This is a genomic window from Rhodococcus sp. G6(2025) (assembly GCF_058628105.1).
Window position 1 is genome coordinate 1940746 of record NZ_CP179750.1, and the last position, 14298, is coordinate 1955043.

The 14298-nt window shown below is 60.2% G+C and carries 11 protein-coding genes; 8 read left to right on the forward strand and 3 right to left on the reverse strand.

Annotated features, from left to right (window positions below):
* Positions 1 to 16 precede the first annotated feature (16 nt).
* The 3 genes from ACLIVD_RS08875 to ACLIVD_RS08885 are packed head-to-tail and all read left to right on the forward strand — an operon-like array spanning position 17 to position 2974.
* The gene (locus ACLIVD_RS08875) at positions 17 to 1159 is read left to right on the forward strand and encodes a glycosyltransferase (RefSeq protein WP_491932866.1); all 1143 of its coding nucleotides are present in this window, start codon (positions 17 to 19) and stop codon (positions 1157 to 1159) included.
* Positions 1152 to 2243, forward strand: a complete 1092-nt coding sequence (locus tag ACLIVD_RS08880; RefSeq protein ID WP_491932303.1) for a prenyltransferase/squalene oxidase repeat-containing protein — start codon at positions 1152 to 1154, stop codon at positions 2241 to 2243. The genes ACLIVD_RS08875 and ACLIVD_RS08880 overlap by 8 nt, the downstream gene beginning before the upstream one ends.
* A complete protein-coding gene (locus ACLIVD_RS08885) occupies positions 2240 to 2974 on the forward strand; it encodes a WecB/TagA/CpsF family glycosyltransferase (RefSeq protein ID WP_491932304.1) in 735 nt (244 codons plus the stop codon). The genes ACLIVD_RS08880 and ACLIVD_RS08885 overlap by 4 nt, the downstream gene beginning before the upstream one ends.
* 160 nt (positions 2975 to 3134) lie before the next feature.
* On the opposite strand, the gene ACLIVD_RS08890 is transcribed toward ACLIVD_RS08885, so the two are convergent.
* A complete protein-coding gene (locus tag ACLIVD_RS08890; RefSeq protein WP_491932305.1) occupies positions 3135 to 3587 on the reverse strand; it encodes an LbetaH domain-containing protein in 453 nt (150 codons plus the stop codon).
* A 259-nt stretch (positions 3588 to 3846) separates the two neighbouring features.
* Between ACLIVD_RS08890 and ACLIVD_RS08895 the strand changes: the two genes are divergently transcribed.
* The 4 genes from ACLIVD_RS08895 to ACLIVD_RS08910 all read left to right on the forward strand — a co-directional run bounded on the left by ACLIVD_RS08895 (position 3847) and on the right by ACLIVD_RS08910 (position 10022).
* Positions 3847 to 5229 carry a hypothetical protein gene (locus tag ACLIVD_RS08895; RefSeq protein WP_491932306.1) on the forward strand — a complete coding sequence of 461 codons (1383 nt, stop codon included), beginning with the start codon at positions 3847 to 3849 and terminating at the stop codon, positions 5227 to 5229.
* Between the two features lie 810 nt (positions 5230 to 6039).
* A complete protein-coding gene (locus tag ACLIVD_RS08900) occupies positions 6040 to 7275 on the forward strand; it encodes an ISL3 family transposase (protein WP_491930712.1) in 1236 nt (411 codons plus the stop codon).
* 151 nt (positions 7276 to 7426) lie between these two features.
* Positions 7427 to 8662, forward strand: a complete 1236-nt coding sequence (locus ACLIVD_RS08905; protein WP_491930712.1) for an ISL3 family transposase — start codon at positions 7427 to 7429, stop codon at positions 8660 to 8662.
* A gap of 40 nt (positions 8663 to 8702) precedes the next feature.
* Positions 8703 to 10022: an HNH endonuclease signature motif containing protein gene (locus ACLIVD_RS08910; protein ID WP_491932307.1), complete on the forward strand. Its 1320-nt coding sequence runs from the start codon at positions 8703 to 8705 to the stop codon at positions 10020 to 10022.
* A gap of 9 nt (positions 10023 to 10031) precedes the next feature.
* On the opposite strand, the gene ACLIVD_RS08915 is transcribed toward ACLIVD_RS08910, so the two are convergent.
* Together ACLIVD_RS08915 and ACLIVD_RS08920 are read right to left on the reverse strand one after the other, a co-directional pair.
* Positions 10032 to 10274 (reverse strand): helix-turn-helix domain-containing protein, encoded by a 243-nt coding sequence (locus tag ACLIVD_RS08915; protein ID WP_491932308.1) that lies wholly within the window; start codon positions 10272 to 10274, stop codon positions 10032 to 10034.
* Between the two features lie 400 nt (positions 10275 to 10674).
* On the reverse strand, positions 10675 to 13521 hold the full coding sequence (locus ACLIVD_RS08920) for a LuxR C-terminal-related transcriptional regulator (protein ID WP_491932309.1): 2847 nt from the start codon (positions 13519 to 13521) through the stop codon (positions 10675 to 10677).
* A gap of 289 nt (positions 13522 to 13810) precedes the next feature.
* Between ACLIVD_RS08920 and ACLIVD_RS08925 the strand changes: the two genes are divergently transcribed.
* Positions 13811 to 14236 carry a hypothetical protein gene (locus tag ACLIVD_RS08925; protein WP_210460870.1) on the forward strand — a complete coding sequence of 142 codons (426 nt, stop codon included), beginning with the start codon at positions 13811 to 13813 and terminating at the stop codon, positions 14234 to 14236.
* The last annotated feature ends 62 nt before the right edge of the window (positions 14237 to 14298 follow it).

Here is a 14298-nt window from a genome sequence, read left to right on the forward strand (position 1 = left end):
GCTTACGACCTACTCAATGTGGGGTGGTGATGCATACGCTGCTCGGGTTCTAGGGGAAGTTGCCGCTCTGGAGGCGCACGGCACTAGGGTCGGATTTCTCCGGGTTGTGCCTGCGAGCGTGTGGTTGCAAAAGGAGCGCAAAAAGAGTGCAACGCAGGGCCGGCCCGTGTTTGACATCCTACAACCGCCAGATCGGGGCTTCTCGCGACTAAGAGCTCTACAGACTCGGTACCTTCAGTGCCGGGTGGCCCGCGCCGCACGGCAACGCGGAATTGCTGTGATGCATGCTCAAGGCATTCGTGCCGGAAGTCTCGCAGCTACGCTTCCTGAAGCGGTGCACGTCGTGGTGGACGTGCATGGTCATGTAGTCGCTGAGGCCGCGCTCGCTTTTGGGGGTACTGGGAACGCAACAGAGCGAGTGACGTGGGCGACACAAGACACGGAACGTGCGTTTTTCCGAGCTGACGCACTAGTCGCTGTGTCTCCAGGAATGACGGATTGGTTGAGATCGCAGACGCCGCGTACCTCTCGGATTCCAATTGCCGAAGTGCCATGCGGCGTCGACTTGGTTCGCTTCGAGGGCCTGCCCCATCCGCGTCACGCTCGTGGTGGCGCGCTAAAGGTAATCTATGTTGGCGGCCTTCAGGCCTATCAGCCACCTGATCTGATCGCATCTTGCTGCCGATCGCTGGCTAGCGTCATCTCGGATATCGAATTTCAGGTGGTGACCCCAACACGACACACGGAGGTTGTGGAGGCATTTCGGCACCAAGGGCTGGGTGTGGACGTTCAATCGGCGTCTTTTGATGAGGTACCAAGCCTTATGGCCGCTGCTGATCTGGGAATCGTTCCGCGGGTAGAGGATCCGACCAATCTCGTTGCGAGTCCTACAAAGATTGCCGAATATCTGGCGGCGGGTGTTCCCGTCGCGTGCTCGCCCCACGTCGGCGGTTGGGCAGACAAGTTGGTTCATCAAAAGGTCGGTATCTCGCTCGATTCTGATGGCGACTCGTTACGTGTGTTCGCTGAGTCCATCCTGGCAGACAGAGAGGGAACCGCGGCGGCCTGCCGAATGATCGCGGAGCGTGAATGGGCTTGGAGTCAGCTTGTGGGCCCCCTCTCATCCGTACACAAGAGATCGGAAGGATCTTATGTCTGATGTTTTGGCAGCGGCCGACGCTACGTTGGTGAGGGAGTGGTTATCGAAGCTCGACGGACATATCGAAGAGCTAAGCTATGCCGGGCCTGACCCGTATGACGCGCTCGCGTCACCGATCCTGCGGACAATTTCATCGCCTCTACTTCGCCGAATCGCAATTCAAAGTGTGAAGCGAAGTCCCGTGGACATGCGTGGTCTATTGAATATTGGCCCCTTGCGCATGGCAAAGACGCTGGGACTGGTCGTCGGCTCGCTGTCGTTGGCGCCGTGGCTTCCCAACGCAGAGGAACGGCGTGCGGCCATTCTCAACGACCTTCTCGGCGCGCGCAACGGGGACGGTGCTTGGGGCTACGAGTTCGACGTTGAATTGCGGTGGGGCGGTTACCGGGCTGGCCGCTCAAATATCATCGCGACGGCTTTTGTTGTCGATGGCATCTCTAAGGGTGCTGATGGCAAGACTATCTGCGCGCCAGTAGTCAACTTCATTGAAGAAGAGTTGCAGAGAAGTTCTTTTATCGCATACGTACCTGAAAGTGATGTGATAATCCACAACTCGAATCTCTTAGGGGCATCGACGCTTGAGTATCTCGCGCCCCACAATCGACTCGTTCGGACTGCCGTGCAGACAACGTTACGAGCGCAGCGCGCGGACGGCACGTGGCCGTACGGTGAGGAACGGTCGACTACGTGGGTCGATTCATTCCACACTGCATACATCCTGCAAGCGCTACTGAATTTGGAGCCGTCGTATCCCGAGATCACGCCCCACCTTGACCGAGGAATTAACGCATGGATGGATACAGCGTTTTCCGCAGAAGGTCCGCGCTACTACTTGGGGCGGGATGACGGACCTGTGGACGTGCACAATATTGCGACCAGCTTGTCAATTCTGGCACGTTTATCCCTTCGTCGAGATCGAGCTGCCGAGCTATTAGGTGCAAGCCTAAAAGCTCTGGGCAGTCTGCGCCGGAGTGATGGAAGTTTCTCGGTACGTGGACGGCACTTGCCGTACATGCGGTGGGAGTCTGCGCATGTACATCGTGCTCTCGCCGAGGTTTCTGCCCTTGAGAGGATTTCGAAGTGAACGTGAGAACACATATTTTTGGTCTTCCGCTAGATGCGCTGACGATGGCCCAGTCGGTGGCGGCGTGTGATGAATTGATCCAGAGTGGGGGCCAGCACCAACACGTAGTCTTGAATGCTGCGAAGGTGGTAGCCGCACTCGAAGACCGTCAACTGACTGAGGTGATCGCGGGTTGCAGCCTTGTGAATGCAGACGGGCAGTCCGTCGTTTGGGCGGCCAGAGCACTCGGGCAACAAGTTCCGGAGCGTGTTGCCGGAATTGACCTCATGATGGAGCTCTGGAAACTTGCCGCTGCTGAGAATTATCGTGTCTTTTTGCTAGGTGCCACGAGCGAAGTGGTGAAAAAGGTTGCGACCGCGGCGAGCGAAGCGGGTGTCAATGTGGTTGGTTTTCGGAATGGGTTTTGGTCGAGCAGTGAGGAAGAAGATGTTGCCGCGGAAGTCGCAGCCCTTCGGCCGCACTTGCTATTTCTTGCTATCCCTAGCCCAAAAAAAGAGTTGTTCCTACATGCGTACAAAGAACGTCTTGGTGTTAATTTGGCGGTTGGAGTGGGTGGCGCTTTTGATGTCGTTGCTGGCGTCACGCGACGCGCACCTGGCTGGATGCAGGAGAATGGGCTCGAATGGTTATACCGCTTAGCCCAAGAGCCGCGCCGGATGTTTCTCCGTTACTTAATCGGAAATTCGAAGTTTATCACTCTAGTATTCAAGGAGCGCTACCTTGTTCGATGATTGCACGCAGAAGGATTTGGTGTTCCGATCGCCATTTGATCTGGAGGGAAACGGAATGGGTGAATTTCGCGGGATGGCAATTATATGCAATTCAATACTGGGATTTCGCCACGGGGGCCGATCCCAGGAAAATCGGCAAATCGCGACGTGACAAGATTGGCTAGCAAGTCTTTCGATCACCTTCAGTTGCGGGTGTGCGAATATGGCTAAGCGGAGCGTTGACAATAGCACCGGGGGGCACGTCCTGGAGCACCACTGCATTGGCGTTAATTACCGCACCGGCGCCGATCGTAACCCCACCAAGGATCACAGCGTTCTGATAGACGCGAACATCATCCTCTAGTATTGGTGCTCCAGGTTTTAATGAACGTCCGGCGCCGCTGCCAAGTAAAACACCAGGCGACAAGATGCACCGCGAACCAACCCTGGCATGGCTGTTGAGAACAAGGCCTGCACCTCCGTAGGCGACCTTGCTACCCTTCCCGATATGGCACTCAACGGGAATCGTCGCTCCCGTCAAGACGCGGTGTGCCAGTGCAAAGGCGGAGGCGGTTCTGCGCATTTTGCATCGGTGGAGACGGCGTGCGGCTCGCCACAGCGCGAGATCATCCATGTTGCAAGAATATGGAGTAGGGAGCGTTGACCCGGGTGGACTGGTAGGGCTGCGAATTTGTCAACGTCACGAAGCGTCTGATCGGAAGTGTGCTCGTCTGCGCGACCACGTGGATACGTGGTGTGAAGAGAAGCGAATAGGAAACCATAGTGGTTAGTATGCCTTACTGGGTGCTTGTATGTTGAATAGTAGTGCTTCGCCGTTGATCGGAAGGCTTCGTGCTCCGACTACGCGCGGCGTGTGGTTCGTGGCTGGGGTAATGAGTACAGCCTTTGTGGCGGGGTATGGGGTTGTCAGCGCTGGCGGTTATTCCCGGTTGCTTGCACTGCCGATCTACGGTGCATTGCTGCTGGCGATTGCTTTTGTAGCCCTGGACTGGATTATCGTGATGCTCGTGGCATGCATGGCATTCATCCCGATATATTGGGTCTCGCCCCCTGGCGTGCTGAAGGTTGCGATCACCCCTGTTGTGGTTATCGGTTTGCTACTCGTGCCGGTAGCGATAGGCAAGGGTTACCGAAGTAAGTGCAATGCGGTGGACTTGGCTTTTATTGGCTACATCTTATTCACCATCGCTTCCTACTGGGCTAATTATGAGATGCCTTTTCTTCTGTCTTGGCAGCTTCTATTGACGGTAGTTCTTCCATATGTCGCCTTTCGTCTGCTAATGGTAAATGATCGATTGTTGAAGTTGGCGACAATAGCAGTTATCGCGGTTGCGATGATTCTTGCCATAATTGGATTGCAACAGCACCTGACTGGGGTTAACCCCTTCTACTCATGGCGGGAGCCAGGGTATCTAGCCGATATCTGGGCAAAGGATGTCACACGGTTCGGTGAGGTGCGGGCATCGGCAAGCTTTGGGCATTCACTTGTTTTCGGCACGTTCCTTGCCGCGGTGATGCTGCTGATGTTGCCGCACGCTGTCGCTGGCGGTCGGCGTCGAATGGCAGTTCTTGGTGTGGAGGTTTTGTTAGGGGCTGCTTTGTTGGCCACCTCATCGAGGGGTCCCCTTCTAATGCTAATTGGAGGCTTCCTCCTTTTTGTCTTAGGCCTGCAACGTGCGAAGATTCGGACTCTGGTCGGAACTATCGCGTGTCTGGCAGTGATTTACGTCGTGACGCCGCTTGGTGAAGTTCTACAGCAACTGCTTGGCAGCGTTGGGGCTGACGACGCCGAATCGGTGAACGTTGGATATCGATTCATGTTGTTCGACTTGATTGGCGAGAGTCGATATTTTTCGTTAATAGGGCGAAATGGCGGAAACTTCTACGATGTCAGTTCAACGGCTGGCATCAAAAGCATCGACAGCGAGTATGTGCTCGTATTCTTACGGTCGGGCTTTGTTCCGCTCGTGTTTCTTGTTGCACTTGCTGTTCCGGTATGTTGGGTTGCATTGCGGCACAGATCGCCGGTTCGCCGAGGTTGGGCGGTTGCGACTGCGGCTACGTTCCAGGGTATTCTTACCATCGCTTTGCTGGTGCAGCAGGCAGACTTCTTTTGGATGGGTGTGGCGATCACGGCTGCATCTGTGGCATCGATGCCGAGAAATGGTACCTTGCGGAGCGGACTTGCCCCGCAGTCATATGCCCCTCCTCTTTCAGCTACTCCGGACGTCAATAGAGCAAGAATGTGGTCGTGAAGTCGGTCAATGGGCTCTTGTTCGACGTGTCTAGGGTGAGAACGCCTTCGCTATAGGCGAAATGTCGGTTCTAGTGCTCGGGGAGCGTAGTGTAGTCCGGTCTTTGATACGCAAACCGGTGGGGAAGAGGGTCTTGCCCATCGGCGCCGGTTTGGTGGAGTGAATCCTTTTCGCCCGTCGGGATGTTCAATATTCAGTGGTGGCAGGTAGTGTTCGCTGATCCTTTTTTTTGGGGCCACCTTATGTTGCGCCGTTGGTTGACGGAAGCTGTGCCGACGAAGCCGCTGAGACTCCCCGGACGCTTAAGCGCAATCTTTTTGTCGCCACGTGACCGTGCGGTTCTGGCTCTTGGGTCGGCGGGTCTCGGTCGGTCGGCAAGGTGGGCTGTCGAGGGCGTCGCGACGTATGGCTCGCTGCCCTTGGGCCACGCACGAATCGTGTAGAATTTGGACCCAATCATGGGGCTTTCGAGTGCGTCCCACTCGAACTCCGCCTCCCGGCCCTCGCGAAGCGCGGGGAAGCCGTTGACCGCCACCCTGTGAAACAACGTCCAGCATCCACCCGGGGTCTCGTCGGAATCGATGATGCCGTGCATCTCCTGGATGCTCCAGCTACGGACGACGCCGGTAGTTGTCATGCCGCCATTGTTGCTCGGCTCGCGTGCGAAAGAGCCAGTTTGCACTAGCCATTGACTCGAAAGTTTGTGGCTCTTCTGACCTTTTGATGGGTGATCTCCGCGAGCCTGATAGACGCAACGCCCTCCCTCGCATAGGTTTTGGTTTGCGAAGACAAGACCTAAGGGAGAAGGCGTTGCGCGCTGCCAGAATACTGCAGAAACTGCTAGGAATCGACAAGGCCCGGATAATCGGTATCGAATTCACGGACGACGAACGAGGGCCGGTGATCCTGGTGACCCTCGAGCCGCACGCCTCGGTGCGATCCCGCTGTCCGCATTGTGAACAGCGCTGTCCCGGATACGATCGCCCGAATCGACCTCGACAGTGGCGTCATCTGGATATGGGCGGCACGCGGTGCTTCGTACAAGCTTCGGTGTCGAGAATTCGATGCCCCGAGCACGGCGTGGTGACCGAGATGGTGCCGTGGGCACGGCCGGCTGCGAACATGACCAGGGCATTCGACGACAACGTGGCGTGGTTGGCCGCGCACAGTCCAGCTACGTCGGTGTGCGAGTACGCCCGAGTGGCGTGGCGATCTGTGACCAGGATCGTCACCCGCGTCGTCGGCGACGCTGTCGGACGTACTGATCGGCTCCAAGGGCTGCGGCGCTTGGGGATCGACGAAATCGCCTACCGGAAAGGTCACCGATACCTCACCGTGGTGGTCGATCATGACACAGGCCGACTCGTATGGGCGGCCGAAGGGCACAACGAGAGCACCTTGAATCGATTCTTCGACGAGTTGGGTGAAGAACGCACAGCTCGTCTGACGCATATCAGTGCTGATGCTGCGAAGTGGATCGCCTCGACCGTGCGCAGTAGGGCGCCGCAGGTGAAGCGGTGTATGGATCCGTTTCATGTGATTCAGTGGATGACGCGGGCTCTGGACCGGCTGCGGTCGCGTGTGTTGTCGCGGTTGTGGGGGTTCACCGACCGGGATCGACGGCACCTGCGGTGGGCATTGTTGAAGAACGTCGAGAATCTCACCCCCGCGCAGATATCAGTCCGAGCAAAGATCCTCGAGGATAGAAACAGCGAACTGTGTCGAGGATATGTCCTGAAAGAGCAACTGCAACATGTCTATTCCGGATCGAAGAAGAGGGCCTCGGTACGACTGCGAGTGTGGGTGCAGATGGCCCAGGATAGTGGGATCCCGGAACTTGTAGGCCTGGCTAAGAGCATCGCTCGCTATCGGCGCGAGATCCTCAACGCAATCGAATACGACCTGTCCAATGCCCGCGTCGAGGCCAACAACACCCACCTGCGGTCGCTGACGAAGCGATCCTACGGATTTCACAGCCCAGAGGCCTTGATTGCGATGGCGACACTTACACGAGGAGGGGCGTGCCCACCTCTTCCGCAACGTTAATCGCCCACCAAAGGGTCAGGACGGCCAAGTTTGTTCGAACTAAGATGGCTCTTCTGACCTTTTGATGGGTGATCTCCGCGAGCCTGATAGACGCAACGCCCTCCCTCGCATAGGTTTTGGTTTGCGAAGACAAGACCTAAGGGAGAAGGCGTTGCGCGCTGCCAGAATACTGCAGAAACTGCTAGGAATCGACAAGGCCCGGATAATCGGTATCGAATTCACGGACGACGAACGAGGGCCGGTGATCCTGGTGACCCTCGAGCCGCACGCCTCGGTGCGATCCCGCTGTCCGCATTGTGAACAGCGCTGTCCCGGATACGATCGCCCGAATCGACCTCGACAGTGGCGTCATCTGGATATGGGCGGCACGCGGTGCTTCGTACAAGCTTCGGTGTCGAGAATTCGATGCCCCGAGCACGGCGTGGTGACCGAGATGGTGCCGTGGGCACGGCCGGCTGCGAACATGACCAGGGCATTCGACGACAACGTGGCGTGGTTGGCCGCGCACAGTCCAGCTACGTCGGTGTGCGAGTACGCCCGAGTGGCGTGGCGATCTGTGACCAGGATCGTCACCCGCGTCGTCGGCGACGCTGTCGGACGTACTGATCGGCTCCAAGGGCTGCGGCGCTTGGGGATCGACGAAATCGCCTACCGGAAAGGTCACCGATACCTCACCGTGGTGGTCGATCATGACACAGGCCGACTCGTATGGGCGGCCGAAGGGCACAACGAGAGCACCTTGAATCGATTCTTCGACGAGTTGGGTGAAGAACGCACAGCTCGTCTGACGCATATCAGTGCTGATGCTGCGAAGTGGATCGCCTCGACCGTGCGCAGTAGGGCGCCGCAGGTGAAGCGGTGTATGGATCCGTTTCATGTGATTCAGTGGATGACGCGGGCTCTGGACCGGCTGCGGTCGCGTGTGTTGTCGCGGTTGTGGGGGTTCACCGACCGGGATCGACGGCACCTGCGGTGGGCATTGTTGAAGAACGTCGAGAATCTCACCCCCGCGCAGATATCAGTCCGAGCAAAGATCCTCGAGGATAGAAACAGCGAACTGTGTCGAGGATATGTCCTGAAAGAGCAACTGCAACATGTCTATTCCGGATCGAAGAAGAGGGCCTCGGTACGACTGCGAGTGTGGGTGCAGATGGCCCAGGATAGTGGGATCCCGGAACTTGTAGGCCTGGCTAAGAGCATCGCTCGCTATCGGCGCGAGATCCTCAACGCAATCGAATACGACCTGTCCAATGCCCGCGTCGAGGCCAACAACACCCACCTGCGGTCGCTGACGAAGCGATCCTACGGATTTCACAGCCCAGAGGCCTTGATTGCGATGGCGACACTTACACGAGGAGGGGCGTGCCCACCTCTTCCGCAACGTTAATCGCCCACCAAAGGGTCAGGACGGCCACTAAGATTCGAACATGGGGATCGGGGAGGATATCCAGGGGGCGTTGTCGGACGAGATTCTGGCGACTGCGGTCGGTGATGCGTGGCGTCTGGCCGAGGCGGAGCTGCTCGACTCGGTCGTTCGTATCTCGGAAGAGATTCAGAGACTCGAAGCCTTGCGCGTCAAGCTCGTCGGGGCCGTCGACTACCGGTGCAAGGTCGATGTGCTGGGGTTTCCGAACGCCAAGATGTGGCTGGCCTCCAAGACATTGCTCGAGGTGGGTGCGGCGGGACGAATCATGATGTTGGGCCGAGGTTTGCGTCTCCAACCGGAGATCGCGGACGAGTACTTCGATACGAACATTTCGGCGGAGCATGCTGCGCTCATCCTGAAGTTCTGCGAACGGCCGCCCAAGGGCATGCCACCCGAAGCGATGAATGATTGCCGAAATGCTTTGCTGTTCGCCGCAACCGGTCCCACCGCGAACACGGATGCAGTGCGCGCCGTCATCGCCAGACTGGAACGCGCCTTCGAATCCGACGACCGGCCGCCCAGTGAAGACACCGAACTCAACGAATTCCACGCCTCCAAAACGCTCAACGGACGCGTCGCCGTCAAAGGCGACCTGGACGCCGTCACCGGCGAGATGCTGCTCTCGGCGCTCTCCGGACTGTCCAAGCCCCGGCCCGCGCAGGACGGAACCAAAGACAGCCGCACCCCCGGACAGCGACGGGCCGACGGGTTCACCGAACTCCTTCGCCGTTACCTCGACTCCGGGATCGCCGGCGAAGAAGGCGGAGAACGACCACACGTCTCCCTGCACGTCAGCCTTCGCGATCTAACCGACCACACCGACTGCAGTGCACGAGCAGAGCAGGATGCCGCCGCCTCACCGGACGACTCACTCTTCGCCGTCGACGGAGTCGCATGGACCGAGTGGATGGGGCCACTAAGCATCAAAGCAGCCCGGCTCCTCAGCTGCGACTCGATCTACACGCCGATAGTGCTCGATGACAATGGGGCGCCACTCGACCTCGGTATTTCCACTCGGACCGTCACCAAGAGACAGCGAAAAGCGTTGGTGGCGAGGGATCGGGGATGCGCGTTCCCCGGATGCGGTGCACCGCCATCATGGTGCGAAGGTCACCACATCATCCACTGGTCCGAAGGAGGACCCTCCGACATGCGCAACCTCGTGCTGCTCTGCGGATTCCACCACCGATTGCTTCACCACAGTGAGTGGGAAATAGAAATGGGAGCCGACCGGCACCCCACATTCATCCCGCCCAGGCAGGTCGACTGGGAACGGAAGCCGATACCGGCACACAACCGGGGTCGGCCCCGAGCGTCCTGACTCGAGGCATCACACACATTGCCGACTCTGCAACAGGACGATTCCTGTTGCCGAGCCGGCATGTCGTCGTGCGCGGAGTCCGGGCACGACCTCAGCGAACCGTAGTCCCATCGACTCCGCAAGCACATTGCGATCATCCACATCGAGCTTCATGCAGGCAGGGAAGATTGGACCCTTCACCGTCCGCACCGTCCGCACCGACACGAACAACCGATCAGCGATCTGCCGGTTCGACAACCCCGCCGCGACCATCGACCCCACCTCACGTTCGCGACTCGTCAGGGACAGTGGGGTGGCGGCCTCCACCAGAGCGGGGGAGGACATCTGATCGCATCGCATCGCGCTGAGAGGGGTTTGGCCGCGGCAGCACACTCGCTCGAACGCCGTTCGCCCCCAGCTTGCCTACAGGCAATCGCTGCCGAGCATCAATGCCTTCGCAGACGTCGGCCGATTCGGCGAGACGCGCTGCAGTAGTCGTGTCAGCGAACCCGGGTGGCATCGTGATGCGGCCGTCCAGCGGGTGTACGACTCGAGCGTCGCCCACGGGGACTACCTCTACATCTGCCAAAACGGTCGGGTTCGTCAAATGTAATCCTCCAGGGGCGATGCTGCATTCTCCGATACGTGGGATGAAGACATCCGGTGAGAAGCTCTACTCCACCGTCCGGACGTTCAGTGCGCGGTAGCGGTAGCCGTCCTGCGTTCTGCCGACCAAGATCTCGGGCTCGAATGTCACGTGCTGTCCCGGTGTGAGCGAACGATCGCCCGACCCGGCGATGTTTCTGAGGTGCGTCCACGCGCCACCCGGGGTTGTGTCGGAATCGATCACGCCCCAGCCCTCAGCGTCGCTCCAGGTGCGGACGACGCCGGTGGTTCGGTCGGCGTGAACCGTCGTCCCCATCGCCTGCGCAAATCCTTTACGGTCGGTGACATCGAGCTTCATGGACGCACGGTAGATATGACCCTCCACGGTCCGCACCGAGACGAACAACCGCTCGGCGATCTGCCGACTCGACAGGCCGGCCGCAACCATCGACCCCACCTCCCGTTCACGGCTCGTGAGGGGGAGTGGATGGGCCGCTTCCACCAGAGCGGGAGACGACATGTGATCGCATCGGGCCGAGAGGGCTTCGGCCGCCGCAGCGCACTCGATCGAACGCCGCTTATCGCTGGCATTCGTGAACGCGATCGCCGCCCGAGCGTAGGCGTCAGCGGCATCCGGCAAGGCGCCGATCATCTCGAACTCGGCTGCTGCCGATGCCACACCGCATCCGTTTCCTGCCGCGACTGCCGCCGCATGCCGGGCAACGATGTCCACGAGTTGGCCGTCGCAGATGTCGGCCAATTCTGCGAGCCGCGTAGCGGTCGTCGTGTCGCCGAACCGGGTGGCAAGGTGAAGTGCGACCGCCTCGATGCCGAATTGCCCTGATTTACAAGCACGCTCTGCCGCCGACCGCGATAGATCGATCGCCCGCGAGGTTTCACCTCGCGCTGCGGCGAGCCACGCCTGCGACATCATGAGTTGGGGCCCGAACACGGCCACGTGCCTGCCGTTTCGAGCCTGGGCTGCGGTGATGATCCCATCCGCTTCGTGAATGCGGCCGAGTTCCGCGTACGCCTGACCGAGCACGATGTAGGCGGGAAAACTCCACGAGATCGCATCGGCAGTATCGCCGACGTTGAGGGCGGCGATCGCCTGCTCGAGTCGACCCGCGGCGTCGGTGAACCGACCGCGGGCAAGTTCCACGGTTCCCACCAGGATGTTCGCGAGCCCCCACGCAACGTAGCGGCCGCTCGACGCCAACGAGAGATACTCCTCGGCCCGGCGCTGAGCCGCAGCGAACTGTCCGGTGAGGGTCAACGCGAGGATCTCGCCGTGCGCGGCCGGGAACCTCAGCAACCCGTCGATCTGATCGGCCACCGCAGCGCTGCGTGCCGCCAGTTCCGGCACTTGGCCGCCGCGTCCCATGAGTGCCAGGGACAACCCGCCACCGAAGTACGCCCACTCGATCGCCCACGGCAGTACTCGGTCGGCGGCCAGAATCGCCTTCGCCGCCGCTGCTGCTTCCTCGGGCCGATTCTCGAACACCGCGCACACCGAGCCGATGCCCTCGATGATCGGCACGAGACTGGGATGTGTGACCTTCTCGCGGAGAACCGCGAGGACCTCGTCGGCCTTCTCCGACTCGCCGCTCGCCCAGAACAGGTTTGCGATCCGCGACGTACCCCAGCGCACCAGCTGCACCTGGTCCAGGCCGTCGGGCGAAAAGGACAGCAGCAACGATTCGGCCTCCGTGGCGTGCCCCTGCCACAGCAGAGCACGGGCCAGGAGGTCTGCCGCCTCGAAGCTGCCGGTCTGGTCGAGTGCCGCGCGCGCGAGCCGTTCCCCCAGAGGAACATTCGCCAAACCGATCGCATCCTCGGCGGCGTTGACCAAAAGGTCGGGTTCGACCGATCGGTCGCTGTCGAGGGCCAACTCTGCCAGGCGAATCCGATTGGAGGATCCGACCACGGCCCGGCTGCTCAGAGCCTCCACGAGCTGTCCCCGGAGCCGTCGGCCCGCCGCGCGCCCCACCCGTCGTCGAATCACCTCACCGAACAGTGGATGCGTATAGCGGACGTCGAGCCGATGTCCGTCCTCGACGATTCTGACGAGGCCGCGTCGCTCGGCCTCCTCCACCGCGTCCTCACCCGCCAGCTGCCCGAGGATGTCCAGATCGAGCGGCTCGCAGAACGTGAGAAGCTGTAACGCCTGCAACACGTCGTGAGGAATCTGATCGATCCGGTGCTCCAGCAGGGAGGCGAGTTCGGACGTGATGGCGGCACGCCCCCGCAACTGCCAGACGCCACCGGAACGGCGCAGCGTCCCCGCTTCGAGGGCGCCCTCCACCAGATGCCGGACGAACAGCGCGTTCCCGCCGGACGCCTCCCAGATCATGTCCGCGCTCAGTCCCTCGAGGGGGCCGTCCAGCACGGACTCGATCAACTCGATGCTCTGTTGCCGGCTGAACGGCGCCAGTTCGAGCCGCAGGAGGTGACCGTCCTTCCACAACGACGTGATCGCGTCGGGCACGGTCTCGCCGTTGCGAACGGTGGCGACGATGTGCACGGCCCTGTCGAGGGCAAGCTGATGAAGGAATGTCGCCGAGAGCTGATCGAGGAGGTGCGCGTCGTCGACTCCGATCACCACGTCGCCACTGTGGCCGTCGTCGAGGAGCGCCTGCCGCGCCGCGGACAGAAAGGCGACCGGATCCCGGGAGGTGGATGCCCCGACCAGATGGGCGAACACACCTAACGGGATGCTTCGCGCCGATTCGGTGCCCGCCACCCATTTCACGTCACGTGGCAACGACTCGGTGGCGAACCTTGCGAGGGTGGTCTTGCCGACGCCGGGATCGCCCGTGAGGACGACACCGCATCCCCCGGACCGAGTCGTGAGCGACGCGGTGATCGCGTCGAACTCGACTTGCCGCTGAATCAGAGGCCACACCGGACCCATAGGTCTGATTCTAGATTCTCGCGGCACAGGTGACAGTACTGAGACGAGTATTGATCGCGAGTTCTCCAGCGAAACAGTGCAATACAACCTAGGAGTCGCTTTAGGCCGCAGTACTCCAGAGACTTCGATGGGTTGAGCTGCGAGACACGGGCGCGAGTTCGGTTTTGAGATCGGCCGGAGGCGTGTCTCGCAGGATCGGGTAGGACGCTACTCGCGAGATTAGCCGACATCCGGGCCACGCTGAATGGGTATCGCGGAAAGTTGTTGCGTCGAACTACAGGAGCATGTCATGACCGCGCGGCCGGAGCCCTTCTTCAGTTGGACGGCGAGACGAGTCGAACTCCGTGAAGTCGAGTCCGCTGTCCTGGTGTTGGACGAAGTCGTGCCGATGGGAACCGGAACGGCGCGACTGATCGCCACCCGCGACGACGACGTCGACTACCTTGCACTGATCGTCGGCGACGTGGCCGACCGACACGACGTCGCGGTCCGCGTGGTCGACGAGGAAGCACTCCTCATCGAGGGCAGTCGATTCGAATCTTCTCCGGAGATCCTGATCGGGTTTCGGACCGCACCGAGCATCTGCGGGTGCTCCGATGCTCGGCACATCGATAGCCAGCTGTGCCTGGACGGTCCGATCCTGACGATGATCGCGTCGATCGGCGTGAGGTCCGTCGTCGTCGACTGGTATCACGCAATGTCTGCGGTCGCGTGAACCGAACTACTCACCCCGACAGCTCGGCCCGCGAGAAATTCGGGTAACGAGCCACTCGCGGA

Excerpts from the sequence above, each read along its gene's own strand:
- ACLIVD_RS08890 (WP_491932305.1), bottom strand. The coding sequence starts at position 3,587 with ATGGATGATCTCGCGCTGTGGCGAGCCGCACGCCGTCTCCACCGATGC.
- ACLIVD_RS08895 (WP_491932306.1), top strand. The coding sequence starts at position 3,847 with ATGAGTACAGCCTTTGTGGCGGGGTATGGGGTTGTCAGCGCTGGCGGT.
- ACLIVD_RS08925 (WP_210460870.1), top strand. The coding sequence starts at position 13,811 with ATGACCGCGCGGCCGGAGCCCTTCTTCAGTTGGACGGCGAGACGAGTC.
- ACLIVD_RS08915 (WP_491932308.1), bottom strand. The coding sequence starts at position 10,274 with ATGGTCGCGGCGGGGTTGTCGAACCGGCAGATCGCTGATCGGTTGTTC.
- ACLIVD_RS08910 (WP_491932307.1), top strand. The coding sequence starts at position 8,703 with ATGGGGATCGGGGAGGATATCCAGGGGGCGTTGTCGGACGAGATTCTG.
- ACLIVD_RS08920 (WP_491932309.1), bottom strand. The coding sequence starts at position 13,521 with ATGGGTCCGGTGTGGCCTCTGATTCAGCGGCAAGTCGAGTTCGACGCG.
- ACLIVD_RS08875 (WP_491932866.1), top strand. The coding sequence starts at position 17 with ATGTGGGGTGGTGATGCATACGCTGCTCGGGTTCTAGGGGAAGTTGCC.
- ACLIVD_RS08880 (WP_491932303.1), top strand. The coding sequence starts at position 1,152 with ATGTCTGATGTTTTGGCAGCGGCCGACGCTACGTTGGTGAGGGAGTGG.